Source organism: Actinoplanes sp. NPDC000266 (genome assembly GCF_042899005.1).
GTDB lineage: Bacteria > Actinomycetota > Actinomycetes > Mycobacteriales > Micromonosporaceae > Actinoplanes.
The window spans coordinates 44398-69323 of the sequence record NZ_JBIAZI010000011.1; the positions used below are offsets into that span (position 1 = coordinate 44398).

At 70.9% G+C, this 24926-nt stretch carries 24 protein-coding genes; 9 read left to right on the plus strand and 15 right to left on the minus strand.

Features of this window, described 5'->3' with window-relative positions; all coding sequences use genetic code 11:
- Nucleotide 1: 1 nt before the first annotated feature.
- The gene (locus ACFY36_RS37680; protein ID WP_499750681.1) at nt 2-592 is read left to right on the plus strand and encodes a TetR/AcrR family transcriptional regulator; all 591 of its coding nucleotides are present in this window, start codon (nt 2-4) and stop codon (nt 590-592) included.
- A gap of 3 nt (nt 593-595) precedes the next feature.
- On the opposite strand, the gene ACFY36_RS37685 is transcribed toward ACFY36_RS37680, so the two are convergent.
- From ACFY36_RS37685 to ACFY36_RS37735, 11 genes are all read right to left on the minus strand, one after another.
- Nucleotides 596-2017, minus strand: coding sequence for a dihydrolipoyl dehydrogenase family protein (locus tag ACFY36_RS37685; protein WP_499750682.1), 1422 nt, complete (start codon nt 2015-2017; stop codon nt 596-598).
- Between the two features lies 1 nt (nt 2018).
- Nucleotides 2019-2576: a hypothetical protein gene (locus tag ACFY36_RS37690; RefSeq protein WP_499750683.1), complete on the minus strand. Its 558-nt coding sequence runs from the start codon at nt 2574-2576 to the stop codon at nt 2019-2021.
- Nucleotides 2577-2765: 189 nt separating this feature from the next.
- On the minus strand, nt 2766-3065 hold the full coding sequence (locus tag ACFY36_RS37695) for a hypothetical protein (RefSeq protein WP_499750684.1): 300 nt from the start codon (nt 3063-3065) through the stop codon (nt 2766-2768).
- A gap of 59 nt (nt 3066-3124) precedes the next feature.
- The gene (locus ACFY36_RS37700; protein ID WP_499750685.1) at nt 3125-3691 is read right to left on the minus strand and encodes a TetR-like C-terminal domain-containing protein; all 567 of its coding nucleotides are present in this window, start codon (nt 3689-3691) and stop codon (nt 3125-3127) included.
- An 80-nt stretch (nt 3692-3771) separates the two neighbouring features.
- The gene (locus ACFY36_RS37705; RefSeq protein ID WP_499750686.1) at nt 3772-4128 is read right to left on the minus strand and encodes a PRC-barrel domain-containing protein; all 357 of its coding nucleotides are present in this window, start codon (nt 4126-4128) and stop codon (nt 3772-3774) included.
- A 16-nt stretch (nt 4129-4144) separates the two neighbouring features.
- On the minus strand, nt 4145-4975 hold the full coding sequence (locus ACFY36_RS37710; protein ID WP_499750687.1) for an SCO6745 family protein: 831 nt from the start codon (nt 4973-4975) through the stop codon (nt 4145-4147).
- 15 nt (nt 4976-4990) lie between these two features.
- Nucleotides 4991-5383 (minus strand): carboxypeptidase-like regulatory domain-containing protein, encoded by a 393-nt coding sequence (locus ACFY36_RS37715; protein WP_499750688.1) that lies wholly within the window; start codon nt 5381-5383, stop codon nt 4991-4993.
- A gap of 1 nt (nt 5384) precedes the next feature.
- The gene (locus ACFY36_RS37720; RefSeq protein ID WP_499750689.1) at nt 5385-6482 is read right to left on the minus strand and encodes a trypsin-like serine peptidase; all 1098 of its coding nucleotides are present in this window, start codon (nt 6480-6482) and stop codon (nt 5385-5387) included.
- An 11-nt stretch (nt 6483-6493) separates the two neighbouring features.
- Complete coding sequence (locus tag ACFY36_RS37725) at nt 6494-7519, minus strand: M12 family metallopeptidase (protein WP_499750690.1); 1026 nt, start codon at nt 7517-7519, stop codon at nt 6494-6496.
- A gap of 163 nt (nt 7520-7682) precedes the next feature.
- Nucleotides 7683-10733 carry an nSTAND1 domain-containing NTPase gene (locus ACFY36_RS37730; protein WP_499750691.1) on the minus strand — a complete coding sequence of 1017 codons (3051 nt, stop codon included), beginning with the start codon at nt 10731-10733 and terminating at the stop codon, nt 7683-7685.
- A 55-nt stretch (nt 10734-10788) separates the two neighbouring features.
- A complete protein-coding gene (locus ACFY36_RS37735; RefSeq protein ID WP_499750692.1) occupies nt 10789-12336 on the minus strand; it encodes a glucuronyl esterase domain-containing protein in 1548 nt (515 codons plus the stop codon).
- A gap of 203 nt (nt 12337-12539) precedes the next feature.
- On the opposite strand from ACFY36_RS37735, the gene ACFY36_RS37740 reads away from it, so the two are divergent.
- Genes ACFY36_RS37740 through ACFY36_RS37750 form a run of 3 tightly spaced genes read left to right on the plus strand, consistent with a single transcriptional unit; the run spans nt 12540 to nt 16214 of the window.
- A complete protein-coding gene (locus tag ACFY36_RS37740; protein WP_499750693.1) occupies nt 12540-13940 on the plus strand; it encodes an MFS transporter in 1401 nt (466 codons plus the stop codon).
- Nucleotides 13941-15383 (plus strand): aldehyde dehydrogenase, encoded by a 1443-nt coding sequence (locus ACFY36_RS37745; RefSeq protein ID WP_499750694.1) that lies wholly within the window; start codon nt 13941-13943, stop codon nt 15381-15383. It begins immediately after the preceding gene.
- Nucleotides 15384-15386: 3 nt separating this feature from the next.
- Complete coding sequence (locus tag ACFY36_RS37750) at nt 15387-16214, plus strand: SDR family NAD(P)-dependent oxidoreductase (RefSeq protein ID WP_499750695.1); 828 nt, start codon at nt 15387-15389, stop codon at nt 16212-16214.
- Nucleotides 16215-16261: 47 nt separating this feature from the next.
- On the opposite strand, the gene ACFY36_RS37755 is transcribed toward ACFY36_RS37750, so the two are convergent.
- The gene (locus ACFY36_RS37755; protein WP_499750696.1) at nt 16262-17110 is read right to left on the minus strand and encodes a hypothetical protein; all 849 of its coding nucleotides are present in this window, start codon (nt 17108-17110) and stop codon (nt 16262-16264) included.
- Nucleotides 17111-17272: 162 nt separating this feature from the next.
- Between ACFY36_RS37755 and ACFY36_RS37760 the strand changes: the two genes are divergently transcribed.
- The 3 genes from ACFY36_RS37760 to ACFY36_RS37770 all read left to right on the plus strand — a co-directional run bounded on the left by ACFY36_RS37760 (nt 17273) and on the right by ACFY36_RS37770 (nt 19953).
- Nucleotides 17273-18700: a family 43 glycosylhydrolase gene (locus tag ACFY36_RS37760; RefSeq protein ID WP_499750697.1), complete on the plus strand. Its 1428-nt coding sequence runs from the start codon at nt 17273-17275 to the stop codon at nt 18698-18700.
- Between the two features lie 56 nt (nt 18701-18756).
- Nucleotides 18757-19401, plus strand: coding sequence for a DUF3159 domain-containing protein (locus ACFY36_RS37765; RefSeq protein ID WP_499750698.1), 645 nt, complete (start codon nt 18757-18759; stop codon nt 19399-19401).
- 69 nt (nt 19402-19470) lie between these two features.
- A complete protein-coding gene (locus ACFY36_RS37770) occupies nt 19471-19953 on the plus strand; it encodes a universal stress protein (RefSeq protein WP_499750699.1) in 483 nt (160 codons plus the stop codon).
- Here ACFY36_RS37770 and ACFY36_RS37775 read toward each other — a convergent pair.
- Both ACFY36_RS37775 and ACFY36_RS37780 read right to left on the minus strand, forming a co-directional pair.
- On the minus strand, nt 19948-21732 hold the full coding sequence (locus ACFY36_RS37775) for an ATP-binding protein (protein WP_499750700.1): 1785 nt from the start codon (nt 21730-21732) through the stop codon (nt 19948-19950). The genes ACFY36_RS37770 and ACFY36_RS37775 overlap by 6 nt on opposite strands.
- An 18-nt stretch (nt 21733-21750) precedes the next feature.
- Nucleotides 21751-22125, minus strand: coding sequence for a response regulator transcription factor (locus tag ACFY36_RS37780; RefSeq protein WP_097318880.1), 375 nt, complete (start codon nt 22123-22125; stop codon nt 21751-21753).
- Nucleotides 22126-22389: 264 nt separating this feature from the next.
- Here ACFY36_RS37780 and ACFY36_RS37785 point away from each other — a divergent pair, with 264 nt between their 5' ends.
- The gene (locus ACFY36_RS37785) at nt 22390-22620 is read left to right on the plus strand and encodes a hypothetical protein (RefSeq protein WP_360259791.1); all 231 of its coding nucleotides are present in this window, start codon (nt 22390-22392) and stop codon (nt 22618-22620) included.
- Here the strand turns inward: ACFY36_RS37785 and ACFY36_RS37790 are convergent.
- Nucleotides 22613-22915 (minus strand): hypothetical protein, encoded by a 303-nt coding sequence (locus ACFY36_RS37790; RefSeq protein ID WP_499750701.1) that lies wholly within the window; start codon nt 22913-22915, stop codon nt 22613-22615. The two genes, ACFY36_RS37785 and ACFY36_RS37790, sit on opposite strands and share 8 nt — an antisense overlap.
- Nucleotides 22916-23018: 103 nt before the next feature.
- Between ACFY36_RS37790 and ACFY36_RS37795 the strand changes: the two genes are divergently transcribed.
- Nucleotides 23019-24926: an anthranilate synthase family protein gene (locus tag ACFY36_RS37795; protein ID WP_499750702.1), complete on the plus strand. Its 1908-nt coding sequence runs from the start codon at nt 23019-23021 to the stop codon at nt 24924-24926.

Genomic DNA, 24926 nt, shown 5'->3' on the forward strand with positions numbered 1-24926 from the left:
CATGACGCGCGGCGCACCCTCCGAGGCTCGGCAGAGGCTCCTCAGCACGGCGACCAGGATCTTCTACGCCGACGGCATCCACGCGGTCGGGGTCGACCGGATCATCGCCGAGGCCAAGGTGACCCGGGCCACGTTCTACCGGCACTTCCCGAGCAAGGACGACCTCGTGGTCACCTATCTCCAGGAGGTGCACCAGATGGAGCGGGCCGCGATCACCTCGGCCATCGCCGCCAACCCGACGGCGGCCGGCTCCCTGCTGGCCATCGCCGGCGCCATCGCCGCGAACATCCAGTCGCCGGGGTTCCGCGGATGCGCCTTCCTGAACGCGGCCGCGGAGTTCCCCGACGTCGACAGCCCGGTGCACAAGCAGATCATCGCCCACCGGCAGTGGTTCCTGGACACGCTCACCACGCTGATGGCCCAGGTCGCGGAGGACTCGTCGGACGCGGCCGCGCGCCACTTCGTCATGCTGCGCGACGGCGCCATGGCCGCCGGCTGCCTGTTCGACCCCGCGCTGGTGGCCGACACCTTCCTTCGCGGGGTCGAGGGCCTCATCCGCATCCACGGTCAGCGCGAGCCGGCCGCGGCCTGACCATCAGCGGCCGTACGCCTCCAGCAGGCGCAGCCACACCTCGCTGACGGTGGGGAAAGCCGGAACCGCGTGCCACAGCCGGTCGATCGGCACCTCGCCGGCGATCGCGATGGTGGCCGCGTGGATCAGCTCGGCCACGTCCGGGCCGGTCAGCGTGAACCCGACGATCACCCGGCGGTCCTCGTCCACGACCATGCGGGCCCGGCCCTGATATCCCTCGGCGTGCAGGGCCGATCCCGACACCGCGCCCAGGTCGTAGTCGACAACCCGGGTGCGCAGCCCGGCCGCCTCGGCCGCCGCCGCGGTCAGCCCGGCCGAGGCCACCTCGGGGTCGGTGAACACCACCTGCGGCACCGCGCGCTCGTCGGCCGTGACCGCGTGCCGTCCCCACGAGCCGGTCTCGACCGGCTCACCCTTGGCGCGGGCCACGATCGCGTCGCCCAGGGCCCGCGCCTGATACTTGCCCTGATGGGTGAGCAGGGCCCGCCGGTTGACGTCGCCCGCGGCGTACAGCCACTCCCCTCCGCCCACGACGCGCAGGGCATCGTCGACGGCGAGCCAGGAGCCGGGCTTGAGCCCGATGGAGCCGAGGCCGATGTCGGCCGTGTTCGGAACCCGGCCGATGGCCACGAGCAGCTCGTCGGCCTCGATCCGCTCGCCGTCGGTCAGCGTGATGTGCACCGCGCCGGCCTCATCGCGCTTCACCGAGGCCGCCTCGGCGCCGGCACGGACGTCGACACCGGACTCGCGCAGCGATTCCGTGACCCGCTCGGCGGCGAACGGCTCGGTCAGATGCAGCACGCCGTCGCGGGCGAGCATGGTGACTTGGGCGCCGAGGCTGGTGTACGCGGTCGCCATCTCCGAGGCCACCACACCACCGCCGATGACGGCCAGCCGGCCGGGAACGCTGCTCGCCGCGGCGGCCTCCCGGCTGGTCCACGGCTTCGCCTCCCGCAGTCCTTCGATGTCGGGAACCAGCGCGCTCGTGCCGGTGGCCACGACGACCGCGTGCCGGGCGGTCAGGGTGGTCACGGCGCCGTCGGCGCCGGTCACCTCGACGACCCGCTCGCCGGCGATGCGGCCCTGGCCCCGGTGGAGGGCGATCCCGGCCGACTTGAGCCAGGACACCTGGCCGTCGTCCTTCCAGTTCGAGGCGAAGGAGTCCCGGCGGCGCAGCACGGCCGCCGCGTCCAGGTCGCCCGTGACCGCCTCGCGGGCACCGGGCAGCCGACGGGCCGCCCGCACCGCGGAGGCGCTGCGCAGCAGGGCCTTGGTCGGCATGCAGGCCCAGTAGGAGCACTCCCCGCCGACCAGTTCCCGCTCGACGATCGCCGCGGTCAGACCGCCCCGCACGAGACGGTCGGCGACGTTCTCCCCGACCGGCCCGGCACCGATGACGACGACGTCGTACGTGGTGTTCTCCATGTCAGTTCTCCTTCGCGGCGCGGCCGAGCCGGATGGCGGCGATGAGGAAGAAGACGGCGCCCGGGATGGCGTAGCCGACGGCGTTCGTCAGCGCGGGATCGTCAGCCGAGGCGGCCGCCACGAACGACGAACCGGCGAGCACGGACAGACCACCGCTGATGATCATCGGCCACTGGCCGCCCATCGAGCGGCGGGTGACGCCCACGATCAGCTGGACCAGACCGGCCACGACCGCCCAGGCGCCCCACACCCGCAGCACCGCCGGGACGCCGGAGGAACCGGCGACGGCCAGGCCCACAGCGGCGAGGGAGCTGACCGCGATGTTCACGTAGAGCAGCCGGGGCGACCCGGTGGAACGGGAGGCCCGGGCGTCGATCACGGCGGCGGCCACATCGACCAGCGGGTAGATCACCAGGAGCGTGGTGGTGAGCGCGGTGAGCTCATCGGCGACCGCGAACGTCACGCCGGCCCAGACGATGGCGAAGGCGGCCCGGGCGAAGTACAGCCGCCGCAGGGCGGCCGCCGTGGTCGAGATGCCGGAGGCGGCAACGGTGGTCATGGTCATCCTCTCGGGGATTCCTGAGCGAGCGGGCGCCAGGGGTCGACCACCACTCGGAAGAACGAACGTTCTGTCATCACTCACGATGACGGGCCGCCCGCCTCGAGTCAAGACCGATCGTTCTATCCGCTAAGTCACAAAAAAGCCGGCCCGGTCAGTTGACCGGGCCGGCGAGATGGCGCGCGGCTTCTACTCGATGTCCGAGAACAGGCCTGTGATCTCGACCTGAGCGCCCTGGAGCCCGCCGAAGACGGCGCCGGCGGCCGGCGTGGCGACAGCGGCCGAGGCGTCCTCGTAGCTGGCGAAGTAAAGGTCGAGCGTGCGGTACGCGGGAGTGGCGGTGCCGTCCTCCTTGGGCCACACCTTGGCCGACTCGACCCGCTGCACCTTCGGAAACGTCCCGGCCGCGGCCCGCACCTCGGCGTAGACCTTCTCGAACTCATCGGCGTCAGCCGGGTGGCCGATGACGATCGTGATTTTGGTGGGCATGGCACTCTCCTAGCGTCACTTAGGCAGAACGAACGTTCTACCCAGCAATCAGGGTAGGCTCAAGACCGATCGTTCTGCAAGCCCGTGATCAGGGCACCCACCATGAACCGATAGCTCTCGGTCAGATCGCGATCGAGACCGAACCCGCCGGCCGCCTCGAGGGTGGCGAAGCCGTGCAGGCTGGAGCGCAGGGCCCGGGCGGCGTCGACGGCACGCGTCTCGGGCAGGCCGAAGCCGGCCAGGACGTCGAACAGAATCCGGACGGACTCGTCGGACACGCGCCGGTCCTCCTCGTCGCCGGGCTCGGGGGCCCGGATGGTGGCGGCGTAGCGGCCCGGATGCCGCAGGGTCCACGCGCGGTACGCGTCGGCGAAGGCCAGGACCGCGGCCTCGCCGGACTGGCCGACGGCGGCCCGGGCCAGCGCCGCCGCGAACTCGGCCTTGGCCCGCATGCCGATGCCCCGGCGCAGGGCGTCCAGCGATTCGACGTGCTTGTAGAGCGAGGGCGTGCGGACGCCGAGCCGCTCCGCCAGAAGGCCCATGGTCAAGCCGTCCAGGCCCACCTCGTCGGCCAGATCGGCGGCAGCCTCGATGACCGCCGCGGGAGCCAGGCCCGCCCTAGGCATGTTCCACCATCGCCACACACCCCACCATCAGCTAGTTACGTTAGCTACTAGCTAATCATATTAGCCAGGTGAGTGGAATGTCAGCGGCGGGCCAGCCGTCGGGCGCCGGAGACGCCGGTCTCGTACGGCACGTTGTAGTGGGCGAAGACGCTCGGCTCCTCGGTGGCGGCCAGCTCGCCGTCCAGCTCGATGCTCGGCGCGTCGGTGACCTGCTTCTTGCCGAAGCGGACCCGGACCGCCTTGGGGGTCACGGTCGCGCCGGCCAGGGGCACGAAGACCAGACGGTGCCGGCCGATGAAGCCGACACGCACGGTGGCGTACGCCGGCTCGTCGTTCAGCGTGTCGACGTACACCGCCTCCAGCTCACCGATCTTGGCGCCGTCGGGGTCGATGACGTTCTCGCCGCGCCAGTCGCGCAGGTTCTCAGCAGGGAACACGCATGTGGTTTGCCCCTCACGACCGGGCCGAAACCCGGCGCAGCGGAATGGGGTTGTCCTCCGGCAGCACCGTCCACACCCGCTCGGTCAGCGGCGCCAGCAGGGCGGCTCCCTTTCCCGGCGGGGCCGCCAGTCGATCGGTCAGGGCCTCGACCTCGGCGTACGCGTCGCGCCCGGCCCCCGTCGCCACGCCCTCCGAGGTGAGCCACCCGCGGTCGGCCAGGCGCTCCCCCGCCGCCCGCCACTCCTCGTCCGTCCACCCGCGGGCCGGCTGGGTGACCTCGCGCAGCCGGCCGCCGTCGAGCCCGGCCCGCCACACCAGCGACTCACAGCCGTCGACGCCGGCCGTGAGCAGCGCCGCCACATGCCCGTCCCCGCGGTGCTCCCGCAGGATCGTCGCCGCGTGCCACAACCGCGCCACCGGCTCCTGAGGCCACGGCAGGTCGGCGTGCGCCGCCGCCAGCACACGCCCCGGCAGCCGGGCCGCCCGCGCGGGCTCCTCGAGCGCCTCCGCCGCGGCGGCCACAGTGGACGGCGCCAGGCCATCGAACAGGTCGGACAACGCCGCGACCGCCCCAGCCGTCCGCGCCGCGATCGCGTCCGGCGGCGTGATCCGCGTCCACACGCTCGGCAGCGCCCGCTCGACCATCCGGGGCGCGAAACCGAAGAACGCCGCCGTCACCGGCCCCGCCCCCACGGCACCGAGCGCCGCCGCCCGGCCCGCGAAGTACCGCCGCCAGAACCCGGTCAGGCCGGCCGCCTCGAAGGCCGCCCCCGCCTGCGGCGTGAAGTAGGTGACGGCGTGCAGAGGCTCGAACAGCGACCACAACTCACGCGGCGACGTCATGGGCCGATGATTCCATCACGCGGGCTGGAGTTGAACATCAGTTTCCCGCCAGCGGTTCTCGGCGACCGTGACCCGCCTGGTCGCCGGGCGGTAGCCGTCGGCGGTGAAGGAGAGCTCCCAGACACCGGGCTCCAGCGGCCACGCGTACCGGCCGTCGGCGCCGGTGACGGCGGCCTGCAGGTTGATCGGGCGCACGGGGTCGATCGGCTTGCGGGCCACGGCGGCGCCGGGCACGGGCGCGCCCGCGGTGCCGGTCACCCGGCCACGGGCGCCCTGCGACTCCGGCGAGCCGAGGGAGCCCGTGGCGGTCGGATGGCCGGAACTGGCGGGAGCCCGCGGCGGCGTGTCGCCGCCGCAGGCCGAGAGCAGGCAGAGCGCCAGCAGCGGCGCCCAGTGGGCACGCCGCATGTCAGGGCCAGTTCGTGCGGCCCCAGGCGCACAGGTTGGTGAAGCCGGAGCCGCTGGCCATGACGTTGCCCATCTCGCTGCCGAACGGGAAGATCCAGTCGGTCTCCTCGCCGCTGACGACGCCGATCACCCGGGCGTCGCTGTTCCACCAGCCGAACATCGGGCCGCCGGAGTTGCCACCGGTGACGTCGGCCCTCGTCTCGAGCTCGCTGCCGCCGTTGGAGTCGCCGTCGACGTCGAAGACCGAGACGCTGCCCTCCCAGGAGGGTCGCTCACCGGACGCCACGCCGACCGGGTAGCCGGCCAGCGTCCAGTACGGCTGCTTGTTCCAGGACTCGCTGTAGCCGTTGTAGCCGAAATAGCCCAGCGAGTTGCCCAGCGGGTTGTAGAGGCGGCAGACCGCGAAGTCGTAGCCCGCCACGTCGGTCGTGTTGAAGCCACGCACATCCGAGACGTACGACTCGACGCCGGCGCCGTGCAGCGACGAACCGTTGTAGTACGACGGCACGAACCTCATCCACCAGTTGCCGGCCGAGACGCCGGCCCACGGCACCATGTGGCCGGCCGTGACCAGCAGGCGCGGCCCGATCAGCGCGCCCGAGCCGACGAAGCCGGCGCTGTTGAAGATCTTGCCGACCACGCCCCACGGCCACGACGCGTCCTGGAACACCGCCCGGTTGTCGGGCGGGAAGACGTACAGCGGCCTCGTCGCCTTGCCGTTGAACCTTCGCAGCAGGGGCGGCTCGGCGGCCGCGGCCGGGCGCGGCGTGGGGAACAGCGGCATCCAGTCGGGGCGATAGCTGGAAAATCCGACGTCGGGATTGATCGCGGCCGCGATCTCCTCGGGCGATTCCCGCACGGCGGAACGGCCCGGCAGACCGGGCGCGACGGGCAGGGTGACCCGCCAATAATCCTCGTTCTCGACGCGCTGGGTCTCGGGCCGCGCCTCCCGCGGCAGATAGAACTCACGGTTGTCACGAAGGCGTACTAAATCGTCGGGAATTTCGCCCTGAGCCAGGACCGGATTTTGCGCGTAGACGTCGGCGAGCGGGGTCGGGCTCGACTGTTCGCCGGAAAATCTGAGCTTTTCGACAGTCATCACGCACCTCGCTACCAGTACATGACGGCGGAGTCGCCGGACGCCCACGCGTAATAGAGCCGGGCCCGGACCACGTAACGGCGGCCCGCGAAGAGCTTGACGTTGATCAGCGCGTTACGGTCCTCGCCGCTGTCGTCGTCGCCGGCCAGATAGCGCAACTCGCCGTCGACCTCTTCGAACAGCACGAGAACGACGTCGGCCGCACCGAACGTGCCGATGCTGTACTCGCGGCTCGCGTCGGGAACGATCTCGGCGTTGAACTGCTCGCCCGGCTTGAGGCTCATCGGCGTCGACTGGAACGGCGTCAGGCGCGGCAGCTGCGGTTGCAGGCCCGGATACCAGATCAGCACCTGCTCCTGGTCGATCTTCGAAATGGTGCCGGGCGGGCGGATGCCATTTGTCTTGTACTCCTCCGGGCTGATCACCAGCCCGGACGGGAAGCTGTACTCCATGACCGACTCGGGATCCCAGTCGGAGCCCTCGACCTCGGCCGCGTCGAGCTTGCGGAGCACGTTGTGGAAGGTGGTCTCGCGCGGCCAGTTGTTCGGCGGCCCGCCCAGGAAGGCGTAGACGGCCTCCTCGTCCCAGACGATGCCGGCGTTCGGGTTCTGGTGCTCGTGCGGCATGCCGAGCGTGTGGCCGATCTCGTGGCGGGCGGTGGTCCGGCCGTGCGGCGTCGTCAGGTCCCACCCGAAGTTCATGGTCCGCTCGTTCTGCCCGATCTGCAGCACGTCGCGGCCGAGATAGGACCACGAGCCGTCGCCCTGCTCGAATCCGATGCGCACCTCGGCCTCGGCCGGCGAGCCGACCTCTTCGAAGTCGAGGCCGATCCCGATGCCCTTCCACTCCGCGAACGAGTCACGGACCACGGCCTTCTGGTCGTCGCGGCCGCTTTCCATGAACGCGTAGCGCAGCTTCGTCCCGTTCGCCCACATCGCGCGGCCCAGGACGATCGCCCGCCTCCGATCGGCCGGCATGTCGGACGGCAGCACCGGCATGGTGCGCGGCGGTGCGGCGCAATACCTCAGCTTTTCCATGACGCCCTCTCCCCCCAGAGAAAAAGCACGAAAGAAATGCCCGCCGAGAATCATTTGTCGTCCGGCGCGGCGGAAATCGTGCACCAAGCTTTCTCTTGATTTCTTGGTCAAGTCAATGACCTGCAAGAGCGTTGTCGGAAAGCCGTCGGGGAGGTATCTGCGCCTACTGTTCGACCATCCTCCGCACCAACTCATCAATATCGATGGGCTTGGCGATGCGGCGGCCGGCCCCGGGCTCGCCCGGCACGGACAGGGAGGACTTCGGCACCATGAGAATCACGGGCAGATCCCCAAAGCGCTCGCCGTCGCCGGGCGTCGACGGATCGAGCAGCACGACGTCGATCTCCGGATGCTCATCCAGCAACCGGTGACCATCGGTGCGGTTGTCGGCGTACAAGACGTTCAGCCCGTGCATCTCCAGGCCACTCGTCACGGCGAAGACGTTCCGGACGTCGTCGTCGACCACCAGGACCGTGGCCCCGCCGAGCATCGACGGATCCGGTGGGGAGTCCTCGACGGGCGGCGCGCCGGGCAGATAGAGCGTGAAGGACGAGCCCTCGCCCGGTGGCGACGACGCCACGATGGTACCGCCGAGCAGGGCGGCCAGCTCGCGGCTGATCGACAGGCCCAGGCCGGCGCCGCCGTAGTTGCGGCCCGGGGTTCCGGCCTGCTGGAACGGCTCGAAGATCACCGCCAGCTTCGCATCGGCGATGCCGATCCCGGTGTCGGCCACCGAGAAGGCGACCACCTGACCGGCCGCGGTCAGCGCCGGCACGTCGAAGTCCCAGCCCGGAGGCGCAGCGGACAGGCGCAGGACGACCGAGCCGGTGTCGGTGAACTTCACCGCGTTCGACAGCAGGTTGCCCAGGATCTGCCGCAGACGCCGCGGATCGGTGACCATCGACGGTGGCGCACTTGCTTCGATCTCGACCCGGAAGTCCAGGTCCTTCCGCTCGGCCTGCGGCGCGAACGCCTCCTTGGCGTACGTCACCAACTCGTCCAGGTCGACATGGACGGGGCGAACCTCCATCAGCCCCGCGTCGATCCGGGCCAGGTCGAGGATGTCGTCGATCATCGACATCATCTCGGCCGCGGTCCGGTGGATCGTCCGCGCGAACTCGATCTGCCTCCGGGTCAGGTTCGCGTCGGCGTCGTCGGCCAGCAAGCGGGCCAGCAGCACCAGCGAGTTCAACGGCGTCCGGAGCTCGTGGCTGAGGTGGGCCATGAACTCCGATCGGTATCCACTCGCCCGCACGACCTCCTCCAGCCCACGCCGGGCCGCCTCCAACTCGCGGATCTTCTCCCGGGCGTTCTCCCTCTCCTCGGCCAGGGCACGCTCGGCGTCCTTGAGCGCTTCGCGCTTTCGCTGGATGACGGAACCGCTGCGCACGACCAGGCGGACCACCGGCTCGGGAACGTCACCGGCGCGCTCCTCCAGCCAGCGGTGCGCCTCGACGACGCGGGCCTCGGACAGCTCGTCCTCGTCGCCGGCGCGATCCTCCATGGTGGCCAGCCAATGCTGGAAGGCGGCGTCCTCGTCGACCCACCGGCCGAAGCGGTCCCAGGCGCGGATCAGCGCCTCGTGGGCGATCTCGGCCGTCTCGGGACCGTCCATGCCCAGCACGACCAGCCGGTGCTCGGGAAGCGCCAGCATCTCGGCCACCGCCCAGTCGGCACCGAGTTGCTCCTTGCGCACGGTCACCTTGACTGCCTGCTCGACCCCGCCACGAGTGCGAACCATGGCAAGCAGAACACGGCGCAGACGCGCCTCGCCGATCGTCTCGGTGATGTCGCTGTACACCCTTTCGGCGTGCCGGTTGAGGGTGCCGGACACACCGCCGACCGAGTGGTAGTGATCGAAGTTGATCAGACGGTTCTCCTGGAAGGTCCACAGCTCGGAGAGAGTGAACTCCAGCAGCGGAAGACCGCCGCGGCCCCGGCTCGCGTCGGCCGCCAGCGCCTCCGGCAGCCCCTCGGCGTAGCGCACTCCGCCCAGTGCGGCCGGCTCGGTGATCACCCGGACCATGGTCTCCTGGTCCAGCGGCGAGAGATTGAGCTGACGATCCTGCAACCGGGAGCCGAAGCCGGGGAGTTCGATGAGCGCCGGCAGGAGATCGACCCGCAACGTGCAGATCAGCCGGACGTTCGGGGATTCACCCATCGCGGAGTCCGGTATCAGCTTGTCGAGGAAGTCCTTGTCGTGGAGCGCCAAGGCCTCCTCGAGCTGGTCGACGACGAGCGCGATCGGCCGCCCCAGGAAGATCGAGATCTGGGCGGCGACGCGCCAGGGACCATCGCGGTGCAGGCGATCCGTCATGTCCGTGAAGTCGTCGTACGAATAGGCGCCCTTGATGTCGAGGAGCGCTCGCGCCATCGCCTCGAACGGGTGGGCGCCGGGGCGCATCGAGCCGACGGCCCAGCCCTCGCGCCGGAGCACGGGCAGCAGGCCGGCGCCGGCCAGCGACGACTTGCCCACCCCGGAGGCGCCGACCACCACGACGACCGGTTGCCGCCGCGTCATCCGGCGGAGCTTTTCCACCTCCCGCTCGCGGCCCACGAAAAGACCGGAGGAAGCGTCGGCGCCGGTGAAAGGGCGCAGACCGCGGTACGGGCAGGGGTCCGGCATCCGCGCGCCCAGCACGGAGGGCCACACGGCGGCGATCTGCGCCATCGGCAGGGCGTAGGCGCCGGCGGACATGCCGATCACCACGTCGCCGAGTTCGTCGGCTTCGTCGGCCGCCACGACGGGAGATCCGCCGGGGCCGGAGCCGCCCAGAGGCAGCAGGCCACTGCCGGTGGGCTCGCCCGGCGCGCGCACGCTCCAGTCGCCGTCGAAGACGCTGAGCCCGGTCGCCGCGTGACCGTCCAGGGTGGCGAGACGGGCCGGGCCGGCGCCGGGCGGGAGGTCGTCGCCGCCGATGATGGCCAGGCCGGCGACGTCGGCGCTGATCGGCGGGGCCCAGGCCGCTATCCGGCAGTTACGGGCCGGTGCGCCGCCGGCGTCACCCAACCGGGGGAAGTCGACGGCGACGCGGACGGAGTCGCCGGGGTGCTCGTTCGAGTGGGCGCCGACGCCGAGGGCGGCGTTCACCACGTGGGCGGCGGTGACGATGTGCCGCGTGTCGACCAGGAAGCCCAGTCCGGCCGGCTCGTCGGTGCCCCGCACGAGGATCCGGACCAGGAATCCGTCGCGCGGGGTCGGCGTCCGGGCCAAGCTGGGCCTCCAGGGAAGGGACGGCGTCAGTGGCGACAGCATCCCATGGGCGGGCTCAGGTGGCGGTGCACAAAGGGGTCATCGCGGCACTGTTTCCGGTGGCCTGGAAGCCGAACTCGGTGGCCCCGCCGGGCGGGAGCGCGCCGTTGTAGGCGACGTTGGTGAACTGGACGGCGCCGCTGGTGGCGCTGCGGTTCACGTTCCAGGCGTTCGAGATGGTGGCGCCGGCCGGAAGCGTCAACCCGACGTTCCAGCCGGTCACCGCGGTCGCGCCGGCCGTCACCCGTACGGTCGCCACAAACCCGCCGGACCACGAGTTGAGCGAGACCGAGGCGGAGCAGCCGGCGCCGGCCGGCGGCGGCGTCGAAGGCGGCGGGGTGGACGGCGGCGGGGTGGACGGCGGCGGTGTCGTCGGGTTTCCGCCGCCCAGCACGGGAGTCGTCCAGTCCACCCAGTCGGCCAGGCGGCCCTGGGCCTTGCTGGAGATGCGCATGCCGCCCGTGGTCGCGGCCGTGTTCCGGAGGAACTTCTGAATGTTGGCGGTCAGCGGGGCGCGCCATTCCGGGCGGCTGGCGCAGTGGGTGCCGTCCTGGACGTCCGACCAGTACGTGATGTTGCCGGTGGCGCCCAGGGCCCGGTAGACCTCGGCCCCGGCCAGGGCGGCCACGCTCGCCGAGCGCGGTCCGAGGTTGGCGATGTGCGGATTGTCCATGATGAACAGGCCGCGCGGCGCCACCATCGCCACCATCTCGTGGGTGTCCACCGGCAAGCGGGACGGGTCGGAGGTGAACGAGCCGAAGGCGTCGCCCAGCCACGGTTGCTCCCCGTAGGCGCTGCTCAGGCTCTGTGCGCCCTCGCCGGGGATGCCCCGGAAGATGGGCACGCCGGCGCTGCCCGACTCGATCGGCATGGTCAGGGCGACCCGCTGGTCGAACGCGCCGGCCACGAAGGCGCCCTTGCCGAACCGGGAGCAGCCGGTCACCCCGGTGGCGTCGGCCCGCAGCACGGTGCCGCCGGACTGCTCGAGCACATCGATGATCCGGCTCACGCCCCACGACCAGGCCATGAGCAGGCCGGTCGAGCTGGACGAGCCGTAGACGCTGTAGAACGCGCCCTGCTTGTTGCTGCGCGGGGTGCCTTCGCGGCCCACCACGTACGGGTCGTAGCTGATCACGGCGGCGCCCGCGGCCTTGATGGCGGCGGTGTCGGCGCCGAAGCCGCCGTAGACGACGACGGCCGGGAACGGGCCGGTGCCGCTGGGCAGTTCGACGCGGGCCGAGAAGCTCGCGCTGCGGCCCTGATCGGAGACGTTCACGGTGATGTTCGACGCGCTCACCGTGCCCGTGACGGTTTGCGGCCGGGTGGGCTTGTCGCCGTACACATAACGCTCGGAAAGCTCTTTGATCTCCTCGCGGCGGCAGGTCCATTCGCCGGTGGTGGCGATGCGGGAGCCGTCGATCTTGCGGAACGGGTCGGGCAGCTTGGCGTTGCTGGTCAGCGTGATCGGGCCGGGCGCGGGGCAGGCGGCGCCCTCGTTCTCGACGGGGGCGGCCACGATCGCCACCGCGGCCACGAGCACCGCGAGGGTCGTTTTGAGGATCACTGGAACTCCCTCCGGGGACGGATTGGGAGCGCTCCCGGATATCTCAGTGTCGATCCGGACATCGAAACAAGTCAATAAGTTTCGGAAACTTCCGGCGATGTGACGGCGGGCACCAGCGCTCGGACCAGGGTCGGGCACGGGGTCCCCCGGGGGACCGGCCGGGCAATGGTCGCTGAGGAAGACATGACGGAAGGAAAGTTTCGATGCCACCGCCGCGCCGGGTCGCGCTCACGCTGATCCTCGGATCCCAGCTGATGATGACCCTAGACACCTCGATCATCACCACCGCACTGCCGAAGGTCCAGCAGCAGTTCGACTTCTCCCAGGGCGCGCTGTCCTGGGTGCAGAACGCCTACGTGCTCGCGTTCGGCGGCCTGCTGCTGCTCGGCGCCCGGGCCGGTGACCTGCTGGGCCGCCGCCGGGTCTTCAGCTTCGGCATCGCGCTGTTCACGCTGGCCTCGCTGGCCGCCGGCCTCGCGCCGACCGGGCCGTTCCTGATCGCGGCCCGGGCCGTGCAGGGCGTGGCGGCCTCGCTGGCCGTGCCGTCGACGCTGGCCCTACTGGTCTCCGGGTCACGTGACGCCGTCGACCGGGCCCGGCTGATCGCCCTGTACAGCGCGGTGATCGGCGCCGGCGGCAGCGTCGGCATCGTGATCGGCGGCGTCTTCACCGACCTGCTGTCCTGGCGCTGGGGCCTGCTCGTCAACGTGCCGATCGGCCTGGTCATCACGGTGCTGGCCCCGCGTTTCCTGGCCGACACCGCCCGCAGCAAGGGCAGCTTCGACCTGGGCGGGGCGTTCACCTCGACGCTGGGCATGACGGCGCTGGTCTACGGGTTCATCTCGGCCTCCGAAGCCGGCTGGGGCGACGTCACGACGATCGTCTCGCTGACCGCGGGCGTCGTCCTGCTGATCGCTTTCGTCCTCATCGAGCGCGTCGTGGCTCAGCCGATCACCCCGTTGCGGTTGTTCGCGAGTGTCGAGCGCTCCGGGGCGTACGCGGGAAGGCTTTTGATCGTCGGCGGCAACTTCGCCGTCTTCTACTTCCTGAGCCAATATCTGCAGGAGGTGCTCGGCCTCAGCGCACTCCAGACCGGATTCGCCTATGTCCCGGTCACGGGCATGTTCTTCGCGATGGTGTACGTCGTCAGGCCGTTGCTGGCCCGCCTCGGCCGCCCGATCCTGCTCGTCGCCTCCCTCACGATCGCGCTCGCCGGCACGTGGTGGCTGTCCCGCATTTCGGCCGACTCGTCCTACTTCCCGGACGTCGTGCTGCCCCTGCTGGTGATCGGAGTCGGTCAGGGCATCGCCATCATCCTGATGACGAACGGTGGCGTGGCCGACGTCGAGCCGCAGGACGCCGGCGCCGCGTCCGGCCTCGTCAACGTCGCCCACCAGGTCGGCGGCTCGCTCGGCATCGCGATCTTGACGATCGTGTACGCCAACGCGCTCCCCCACGGCAAGGTAGCCGCCTTCCACGACGCGTTCACCGGCTCCGTCTTCTTCTTCGTCGCCGCGCTGGCCCTGGGGATCGTCGTCGCGATCGTCACCCGCCGCGAGCCCACTCCCAAGTCCACGGAAACCCCTGTCCTTATGGAGGCATGAATGAACACCAAGCTCTTCATCGGCGGCGTCTGGACCGACCCGTCCGACCCGAACTTGCTCGACATCGTCTCGCCGCACGACCAATCGGTGATCGCCCGCGTCGCCCAGGCCCAGCCGGCCGACATCGACCGGGCCGTCGAGATCGCCCGCGACGCCTTCGACAACGGCCCGTGGCCGCAGCTCCCACCGGCCGGCCGGATCGCCGTGCTCCGCCGCTACAACGAGCTGCGCGAGCAGCGCGCCGACGAGATCGCTTCGGTGATCGCGGCCGAGAACGGCTCCGCGCTCTGGTTCTGCAAGGCCGGCCAGCCCGGCCTGTCCCGCCAGGCCAACTCGTTCCTCAAGGCCGCGGAGTCGTTCGGCTGGGAGGAGACGCTCACCCCGTCCGACCCGTCGGCGCCGTTCACCTCGGTGGTACGCCGCACGCCGGTCGGCGTGGTCGCCGCCATCATCCCGTGGAACTCGCCGTTCTCGGCGGCCAACGCGAAGATCATCCCGGCCCTGCTGGCCGGCAACACGGTCGTGCTCAAGGTCTCCCCCGAGAACACGCTCAGCATGAACCTGCTGGCCGATCTGCTGGTGGAGGCCGGCCTGCCCGAGGGCGTCATCAGCATCCTGGCCGCCGACCGCGAGACCAGCGAGCACCTGGTCAAGCACCCCGGCGTCGACAAGATCGCCTTCACCGGCTCGACCCGGGCCGGCAAGCGCATCGCCTCGCTCGCCGGCGAGCAGCTCAAGCGGGTCAGCCTGGAGCTCGGCGGCAAGTCGGCCGCGATCATCCTGGACGACGCCGACCTTTCCAAGGCGGTCGCCGGCCTCAAGTTCGGTTCGCTGCTCAACAACGGCGAGTCGTGCATCGCACAGACCCGGATCCTGGCCCCGCGCAGCCGCTACGACGAGACCGTGACAGCCCTGGCCGAGATGGTCGCATCGCTCAAGGTCGGCGACCCGGTCGACCCCGACACCTTCATCGGGCCGATGGTCCGCGCCGACCAGCAGCAGCGCGTCCGCGACTACATCGACGTCGGTGTGGCCGAGGGCGCCACCCTGGTCACCGGTGGTTCGCAGATTCCCGACGGTCTCGACAAGGGTTTCTACGTCACGCCGACGCTGTTCTCCGATGTGGACAACAGCATGCGCATCGCCCAGGAAGAGATCTTCGGCCCCGTGCTGGCGGTCATCGCCTACGACGACGAGGACGACGCCGTCCGCATCGCCAACGACTCCGAGTACGGACTCTCCGGCGGCGTCTGGTCGGCCTCTGTCGAGCGCGCGCTCGCGGTAGCCCGCCGGATCCGCACGGGCACGGTCACGATCAACGGCGCCCCGATCGGCTTCGACGGCCCGTTCGGCGGATTCAAGGGCAGTGGCATCGGGCGCGAGTACGGCGCCGTCGGCCTCACCCAGTACATCGAGTACCAGACCATCACGCAGGTGAAGTGACCCATGGACAAGGTATGGCTCGTCACCGGCTGCTCCGGCGGCCTCGGGCGGCAGATCGCGGCGTCGGTCCTGGCCGCGGGCGACCGCCTGGTGGCCACCTCCCGCCGGGCGTCGTCCCTGGACGGCCTGACGGCCGATTTCCCCAAGACCGTGCGCGTCGTGGAGCTCGACGTCACCGACCCCGCACGATGCGACGCGGCGGTCCGGGTGGCCGTGGAGACGTTCGGCGGCCTGGACGTCCTGGTCAACAACGCCGGATACGCTGACATGGCGGCCTTCGAGGACATGCCCCCGCCGGTCTTCCAGGCTCAGATCGACGCGAACTTCACCGGCGTGGTGAACCTGACCCGCGCGGCGCTGCCGGTGATGCGCGCTCAGGGCCGCGGCCACATCATCCAGATCTCGTCGGTGGGCGACCGGGTCGCGGTGCCCGGCCTGAGCGGCTATCAGGCGGCGAAGCACGCGGTCAACGGATTCTCGGCCGCGCTGGCCCTCGAAGTGGCCCCGCTGGGCATCAGGGTCACGGTGGCCGAGCCCGGCGGCATGCGCACGGAGTGGGCCGGCGACTCGATGACCACGCTGCCCCTGTCCGGCCGGTACCGCCAGGTCATCGAGCCGGTCGAGGCGAGCCTCCGGGCCGCGAGCGGCAACCAGCCCGGCGACCCGGCCCGCATCGCCCAGGTCCTGCTCGACCTGGTCGAGGCGGCGGACCCGCCGACCCGCCTGCTGCTCGGCACCGACGCGGTCGAGGTGGCACGTCAAGCGGCCGCGGCCCTCGCCGCGTCGGACGACCGGTGGCAGAAGGTCAGCGAGTCGACCGACTATCGCTGATTTCCGGGGCCGGGGTGAACGCCCCGGCCTCATGGCTCGGTTGACCCTCAGACGAACCGGGGGTGGCGGGGGCCGCCGAGCTTCACCGAAAGGGCGTCGACGAGCTTGCGATAGGCGGCGCCACCCCGGCCCGGCGGCTCGGAATCGGCGGCCACCTCATCCTCGACGAAGGCGGACTCCGTCAGCTGGAGGAGCAGGTCGGTCCATCGAGGACCCGAGAGGGTCATCCGGGCGCCGGTGCGGCCGATGTCGGTGCCCGCGCGGAGCAGGCGCTGCTGAGAGGCGGAGAGCGTGATGGCGTACGACCGGTCGGGGCGCAGGCCGAGCTCGTTCAGCGCCTCCAGGCTGACGTCGCCCAGCGGGCGGTAGTCGACGGCGGCCGGGGAGACGGTGAACTCGCACCAGCGTGACCAGGCGTCGACGCTTTCGAGGGTGTCGACGCGGGCTCGCCAGCGGTAGCTGCGGCCGGGAGCGAGGTCACCGGGACCGAACTCGAGGTCCGGGGAGCCGGAGGCGCCGATGGTGTCGGCGCCGCCGAGGGCCCCGTACTCGTAGGCGATCCCCTCGCCGGCGGCGGCCGTCGCCGACACGGCGGTCAGGGTCGTTTCGACCACCGGGCGGGCGGGGCCGCTCGCACAGGCGACGGGCGCAGGGGTCACCACCGGCCGGGCCGGGGCGGCGTCGAACGGGCCCGCACACGACACCCCGAACGAGATGTTCGAAGTGTCGCGATATCTCGTGGCCAGCTCCTCGATCGCCTTCCGGCACGACTCGTCCAGTGCCGCGCCGTCCGCGATCACACCCGGCACGGGCGCGCCGCTCGGTGAGGGCGCCGACCCCGCCGCCGTCGCGAGGACGATGACGAGGCCGGCAAGACCGGTCGACCAGCGCGCCATTCGTTGCCTCCCCCAGAGCTCGACCAGGTGCAACCTAGTGGATCTTCAGTTGGAAACCCATTTGATTGACATACATCTATGTGAACGTTCACTATCGGGGTTCCCCGCGAAAGGAGCCCCATGTCCCTGCATCGAATACGCGCCGTCGCCGCGGTGATTCTCATGCTTGTGGCTACCGTCGTCGCCGTCGTGCTGCGGCCGGCCGGAGCGCAGGCTGCCGTCACGTTCACCAACCCGCTCGCGGCCGCGCCCTATGGCGCCGATCCGTGGATGGGCTATGACAACGGCTACTACTACCTGGCCGCCACGACCTGGAACTCGCAGATCGTGATCAAACGGGCCACGTCGGTGGCGGCCCTGCCCGGCGCGGCCGAGACGGTCGTCCACACCGGGTCGGGCTCGGCCAACTGCTGCAACGTGTGGGCGCCGTCCCTGCACAAGATCGGTTCGCGCTGGTACCTCTACTACTCGGCCGGTCCGGCCACGTGCTGCGACGGCCAACGGTCGTACGTCCTGGAAAGCTCCGGATCCGATCCGCTCGGTCCCTACACCTATCGCGGCCAGCTGAACGTGCAGGCCGGCAACGGCTGGGCCATCGACGGCAGTGTCGCCACGATCAACGGCCGCAACTACTTCTTCTACTCGGCCTGGGTGGGCGATCTGCAAAGCCTGTTCGTCGCGCCGCTGAGCAACCCGTGGACCGTCAGCTCCTACGGAACAAGGATCTCTTACCCGACGTACGCCTGGGAAAAGATCGGGAGCAACGTCGAAGAGGCACCGTACGTCTTGCAGCGCAACGGAGTCACTCATCTGACCTTCTCGGCCAGTTCGTGCAACACACCCGACTACAAGCTCGGCATGCTGACCCTGACCGGCAGTGATCCGCTGTCGGCGTCGTCGTGGACCAAGAAGAGCACGCCGATCTTCCAGCGCAGTGACGCCAACGGCGTCTACGGCCCCGGCGGCCAAGGCTTCTTCACCTCCCCCGACGGCAGCGAGACGTGGCTGGTCTACCACGCCAACGAGACCACCGGGCAGGGCTGCGGCGGCACTCGCACCACGCGGATCAAGAAGGTGACCTGGAACAGCGACGGCAGCCCCAATCTGGGCACGCCGGACCGGGTCAGCACCGCGCTGACCGCGCCGGCCGGCGACCCGGGCGGCAGCGTGACGTTCCCGGTCGCGGGCACCCGCTATCGCCTGGTGAACCAGAACAGCGGCAAGGTGCTCGACGCGGCGAACTGCGGCACGGCCAACGGCACGGCGATCCGGCAGTGGAGTTCGCTCGGCAACGCCTGCCAGCAGTGGACGTTCACGAAGACGACGAGCAACTACTACCGGATCACGAACGCCAACAGCGGCACCGTGCTCGACGCGGCCAACTGCGGCTCGGCGCTCAACCTGTGGGCCAGCCTCGGCAACTCGTGCCAGGAGTGGAGTGTGACACCGGTCGGCGGCCGTCATCTGATCGCCAACCGCAGCAACGGCCAGGTCCTCGACGTGGAGAACTGCGGCACGGGCGACGGCGCGGTGGTGCGGCTGTGGGCGGCGCTGGGCAACGCCTGCCAGCAATGGAGCATCACCCCGTAGCCCTCGGCGGGCGGTCTGCGGTTAGGCTTTCCTAACTTCGAAGGACGGGGTTGGGGATGGCGCAGCCGGAGTCGCTGGCGGAGCTGCTCAACGGGCGGCGCGCGGCGATCGACGCGACCGTGCCGGCGGCCGGATATGTCGTGGGGTGGCTGGCCGCCGGCCGGTCGATCTGGGCCGGCGCGATAGTGGCGGTCGTCTGCGCGCTGGCCATCTCGTGGTGGCGGCTGCGGCACGGCGACAAGCCGCGGGCGGTGCTGATCGGCCTGCTCGGCGTCTGCGTGGCGGCGCTGATCGCGCTGCGCACGGGCAACGCGGCCGATTTCTTCCTGCTCCAGCTGTTCAGCAACGCGGCCAGCGCGCTGGCCTGGGCGGTCAGCATCGTGATCCGCTGGCCGCTGCTGGGCGTGATCGTGGGGGCGGTGCTGGGCCAGAGGACCCGGTGGCGCCGCGATCCGGCGCTGCTCCGGGCGTACATGCGAGGCAGTTGGATCTGGGTTCTGCAATATCTGATCCGGGTCGCGGTCTTCCTGCCCCTGTACGCGGCGGACCAGGTGACGGCGCTGGGGGTGGCCCGGATCGCGCTGACGTGGCCGCTGGTCGCGGCCTGCCTGGCGGTGAGCTGGTGGGTGATCAGGCGCTCCCTGCCGGCGGACCATCCGGGCCTGCGCCATCCGGTGACCGAGGCGGCGCCGGCGGCGTAGCCGTCAACACCGCGTCAAAAATCCTCCACGCCCCTGGCATCAAGGATGCCGCCGAGTCACGGTAGCCCGGTGAGCGATTCGAAGGTGATCCTCGGGGTGTCGTCGTCCCTGGCCGGCCTCGAGGCCGCGCGCTTCGCGGTGCGGCAGGCGAGGCAGCGGTCGGTCCCGCTTTTGGCGGTACGGGCGTGGATGCTCAACACCGGACCAAGGTCACGCCCGAGTCTGGAGTGGGAGCGAGCGCTGGCCGCCGAGGCGCGGCGCCGCGTGGAGGAGACATTCGAGCTGGCGCTGGCCACCACCCCGGCCGTGCTGGACGTGATGGTGCGGGTGCCGTCCGGTTCAGCCGCCGCCGCGTTGCGCCACTACGTCACGGACCCTGACGACCTCATCGTGGTGGGCGCCCCCAGCAGCCGATGGTGGGGCGGCAGCACGGTCCGCCGCTGCGCCCGAACCGCACCGTGCCCGGTCATCGTCGTGCCGCCACCGGCGTTGGCCCGCATCCCGTCTCGAAGGCTGGCCCAGGAGGCCATCGACTACACGAGCCGCTCATAGCCCTTCCCGGCCCTTGCCGGCGCGGCTCGCTCCGGACAAGGCGGGCACGGGCTCGTCGGCCGGAAGTTTCACGGTGACGGTGGTGCCGACATTCTCGGTGGAGCGGACCTCGATGGTGCCCTCATGGTTGCCGAGGATGGTGTGAACGATCGCCAGCCCGAGCCCGGTGCCGGGCACCGCCTGCCGGATGGCGTTGCTGGCCCGGAAGAACCGCCCGAACAGCGCCTCCCTCTCGTCCTCGGGAATCCCCATGCCCGTATCGGCGACGACGAGGAAGGCGTGGTCACCGCGCCGCTCGGCGGTGACGGTCACGGTCCCTTCGGGCGGCGTGAACTTGACGGCGTTGGAGAGCAGGTTGTCGAGCACCCGGTCGAGCTGAGCGCTGTCCCCGCGCACCGGAACGGGCCCGCGCACCTCGGCGTGCAGCCCGACGAAGTTCTTGGCCGCGATGGGTTCGACGGCGGCAACGGCCCGCAGCACCACTTCGGCAAGGTCGAGCGGCCCGCGCAGGGTCCGGAAGTCCCCCGACTCGATCCGCGACAAAGTCAGAATGTCCTCGATCAGATCCCGGAGCCGCCGAGCATTCCGGGCAATGACATCGAGCATCCGCTCCTGCGAGGCGGTCAGTTGCCCCGGCTCGGCGTCCCGCATCAACTCCACATACCCAGAAATGCTGGTCAATGGCGTCCGCAACTCATGCGACACGGTAGACATGAAGTCCGTCTTCACCGTGTCGATCTCATGCAGCCGAGCAACGACAAGCTCTTCGTTGCGCCGCATCTCCTCAGTACGTTCGGCCGCCGCATCCAGCGCTTCCCCGATAGCCCGAATCTCCGCCGGCCCATGCCAGCCCCGCCCCGCACCGGCCCGATCCACCGCTCCACCCAGCGGCCCACCCGCCGCCGTGCTCCCTGCCGCAGCTCCGCCTGCCGCCGCTCCACCCAGCGGCCGGCCCGCCGCCGTGCTCCCTGCCGCAGCTCCGCCCGCCGCCGCGCTTGGCGTTCCGGCCGCCGCCGCTCCGCCGGCCGCGCTTGGCGTTCCGGCCGTCGCCGCTCCGCCGGCCACGCTCGACGTTCCGGCCGTCGCCGCTCCGCCGGCCGCGCTCGACGTTCCGGCCGCCGCCCGGCTTTCGGCTTCCGTGACGACAGCCATCAGCGGTTCGACGATCCGCCGCCGGGTGCGGAGGGCCGTGAGCACCGCGAGCGCCGCGGCCACCACGGTGAGCAGGAAGATCACCACGATGGTCACCCAGCGCAGCGCCTCCACCTGGTCGCCGAGATCGGCCGCGTGCTCCTCAACAGAGACGCGCACCTCGTCGTTGGCCGCCACGAACGACCGGAACAGCGGTTCCCCCTGCTCCGCGTACGCGGCAGCTTCCTCGCTGCCCGGCCCCGCCTGCCGCTGCAGTTCCGCAACCGCCCACCAGCCGTCGGCCTGATCGATCTGCGCGGCCGCCGCGGCGGCGTCCCGATCGGTGCCGAGCCGGATCAGTTCGTCGCCCACGAGCCCGTACTCGCTGCGAGCCACCTCGTAGGTGTCGAGCATCCGCTCGTCCCCCGTCAGCGAATACCCGCGCAGCCCCGCCTGCGCCCCGGCCAGCACCGCCCGCAGCTCGGCGTTGGCCACTTCAAGCGGATGCACCTCGGCGACGAGTTGCCGCTCCGCGTGATGCTCCACGAGCACCGCCGCGAGCTCTACCGCCCCGCACCCGACGACCAGCGCGACCAACCCCGTGAAGGCACTGGTCAGCAGCCGGCCGACCGAGCCCTCACGTCGCATCGTCCGCCCGGGCGCCGCTCACGCCCGAGCTCGGCTCAGCAACGCCTGAATGCGGGAGACCAGCTCGCGTGGGCTGAACGGCTTCGTCACGTAGTCGTCGGCGCCGGCGCTGAACCCGCCTTCGACGTCCTGCTCCTGCACCCGCGCGGTCAACATGATGATCAGAATCCCCGCCGTAGCCGGATCGGCCCGCAACATCCGGCACACCTCGATCCCGGACAGCCCCGGCATCGACACGTCGAGAACCGCGAGCGTCGGTTGCCGGCTCCGCGCCTGCTCGACGGCGCTCTGGCCGTCCTCGACGGCGATCACCTCGAACCCCGCCTGCTCCAGCTTGAACGCCACCAGGTCGCGGATGTCGGCGTCGTCGTCGGCGACCAAGACCACCGTCACGGCAATCTCCCTCTGGTTGGTGGACGCAGCTTTCGCTACTTATTGGGACCATATCCGGTTAGTCCGAGTTGTGAGGCCGCTCCGCAAATGCTCGGCACCCGCCACCACCTCCCCGCCCCAGGCCCGGCAGGCGGGCCTCGGCGCCACGTCAGGTGTTCGCCACGGCGCAACCCACCCGCACCCTGCACGCAGCGGGCCTGCGCCCGCGCTCCGGTGTTCTGTTTGCAGACGCCCACTCTCCCTTGAGCCGGCAGGAGGTTCCCGATGCACGCCGTGATCGACGCCATCCGCACCGAGGCGCTTTTCGCTTCGAACCTGCAGCGTTCCCAGAGCCCCACCCCCGAGCTGATCAGGGCCGCCGTCAACTCGACGGTCGACCGCCTCGGCGAGGCCAGGTGCGCCGAGGTGGTGGCCCAGGAGTTCGGCGAGCACCCGGACTGCGCCATCGGCCGCATGCGCTGGGCCCGCAACGCCGTCCGCCTGGCCTTCACCTGACAACCCGCCCGCCCGGCGCGGCCCGGCCAGGCGCGGCCCAGCGCGACCCGACCCGGCCCAGCGCGACCCGGCCCAGCGCGACCCGGCCCAGCGCGACCCGGCCCAGCGCGGCGTGGCCCAGCGCGACCCGGCCCAGCGCGGCGTGGCCCAGCGCGGCGTGGCCCAGCGCGGCCAGGCACGGCCCGGTCCTCTCCGTTTGGCGTGTCCGTTGCGCCGCACCGTGACCGGGCCGTAGGCTCGCCCTCATGTTGCACGCGCGCTTGAGCATGTGGTGGCCCGCCAGACCGGCGGCCACTTCTCCCCGCGCGTAACCACTTCACGCGGCCGCCTCCCCGAGGCGGCCGTTTTCGTATGGTCGGACCTCGGGCGGCGCCGCCGAGACCCGAAAGAGGACCACCATGCGGCCTTTCGCCCTGCTCCACCGGGACGGCGCCGACCACGTCGAGGTGCTGACCGGCGACCTGGTGACCGTAGCGACTCTCGACGACATCCCCCTGCACCGCGGCCGTCCCACCCTGGCCGTCATCCCCTACCGCCAGATCACCGAACGCGGCTTCGACTGCGTGGACGACGACGCCCCACTGGAGTGCCTGGTGGTGCGATCGATGCGGACCGAGCCGCTGAGCTCCTTCCCAGCCGCCCCGCTCAGCGTCCGCGACGGCGCATTCGACCTCTCCGACGCCGAGTACGGCTCGATCGTCGAGGACGTCCTGCGCGACGAGATCGGCCACGGCGAGGGCGCCAACTTCGTGATCCACCGCGTTTTCCAAGCCACCGTCGACGGCGACCCGATCGCCGCCGCCCGAGCCGCGTTCGGCCGCCTGCTGGCCCACGAACAGGGCACCTACTGGACCTTCCTCGTGCACACGGGCGCCCGCACGCTGATCGGCGCCACCCCGGAACGCCACGTCAGCGTCGCCGACGGCATCACGATGATGAACCCGATCAGCGGCACGTTCCGCCACGGCTCCGGTGACCTGCTCGACTTCCTGGACGACCCGAAGGAGACCGAGGAGCTCTACATGGTCCTCGACGAGGAGCTCAAGATGATGGCCACCGTCGCCGAGCACGGCGGCCAGGTGGCCGGCCCCTATCTCAAGCAGATGGCCCATCTGACGCACACCGAATATCTGCTGGCCGGCCGCGGCTCCCTCGACGTCCGCGACGTGCTGCGCGAGACCATGTTCGCCCCCACGGTCACCGGCAGCCCCATCGAGAACGCCTGCCGTGTGATCGCCCGGCACGAGCGCCGCGGCCGCCGCTACTACGCGGGCGTCCTGGCCCTGCTGGACCACGACGATCAAGGCCGCCAGACGCTCGACGCCCCCATCCTCATCCGCACCGCCGAGATCTCGCCCGACGGCACCCTCCGGGTCCCGGTCGGCGCGACCCTTGTCCGTCACTCGACCGCCGCCGGCGAAGTCGCGGAGACCCACACCAAGGCCGCCGGCATCTTGGCCGCGCTGGGTGCCACCTCTTCCGGCACTTCCGCTGTACGCCCACAGGCCGAGTCCCCGGAGGTCCGCGCCGCCTTGGCCGCCCGCAACGACGGCCTGGCCCGCTTCTGGCTCGACTCGCGCGCTCCCGGCGCCCTCACCGTCCCCGCCCTCGCCGGCCGGACCGCCCTGATCGTCGACGGTGAGGACACCTTCACCGCGATGCTGGCCCACCAACTCAAGGCGCTCGGCCTGACCGTGACCGTAGCCCCGTGGACCGACTTCGTCCCCCATCCCGACCCCGCACCCGCCGCCCTCCAGGTGGACTCGGCACCCGCGGGTACGGATCTCGCCAACCTGCTCGCAGGCGAGACACCCCGGGTCGATCCGCTCGCCGCCGACCTGCTCGTGGCCGGCCCCGGGCCGGGCGACCCGGGCAACCCCGACGACCCGAAGATGGCCGTCATGCGCGACCTCATCGAGGCGCGGCTGGCCGCCGGCAGGCCGCTTTTCGCCGTCTGCCTCGGGCACGAGATCCTCGCCGTCCGGCTCGGGCTCGGCCTGCGCCGCCGCGAAGCCCCTTATCAGGGTCTCGCCCGCGAGATCGACCTCTTCGGCGAGCGGCGCCGGGTCGGCTTCTACTCCAGCTTCGCCGCAATCTCGGAGGTGGACGAGCTCGCCACCGCGCACGGCACGGTGGAGATCGCCCGCGACCAGGCCGACTCCGCGGTTCACGCGCTGCGCGGGCCCGGCTTCGCCGGCGTGCAGTTCCACCCGGAGTCGGTGCTCAGCCGCGACGGCCTGACCGTGCTCGCCGAGCTTTTGCCAATATTGATGGCTGACGTGGTTAGCCCGGTCAGGAACGGGTAG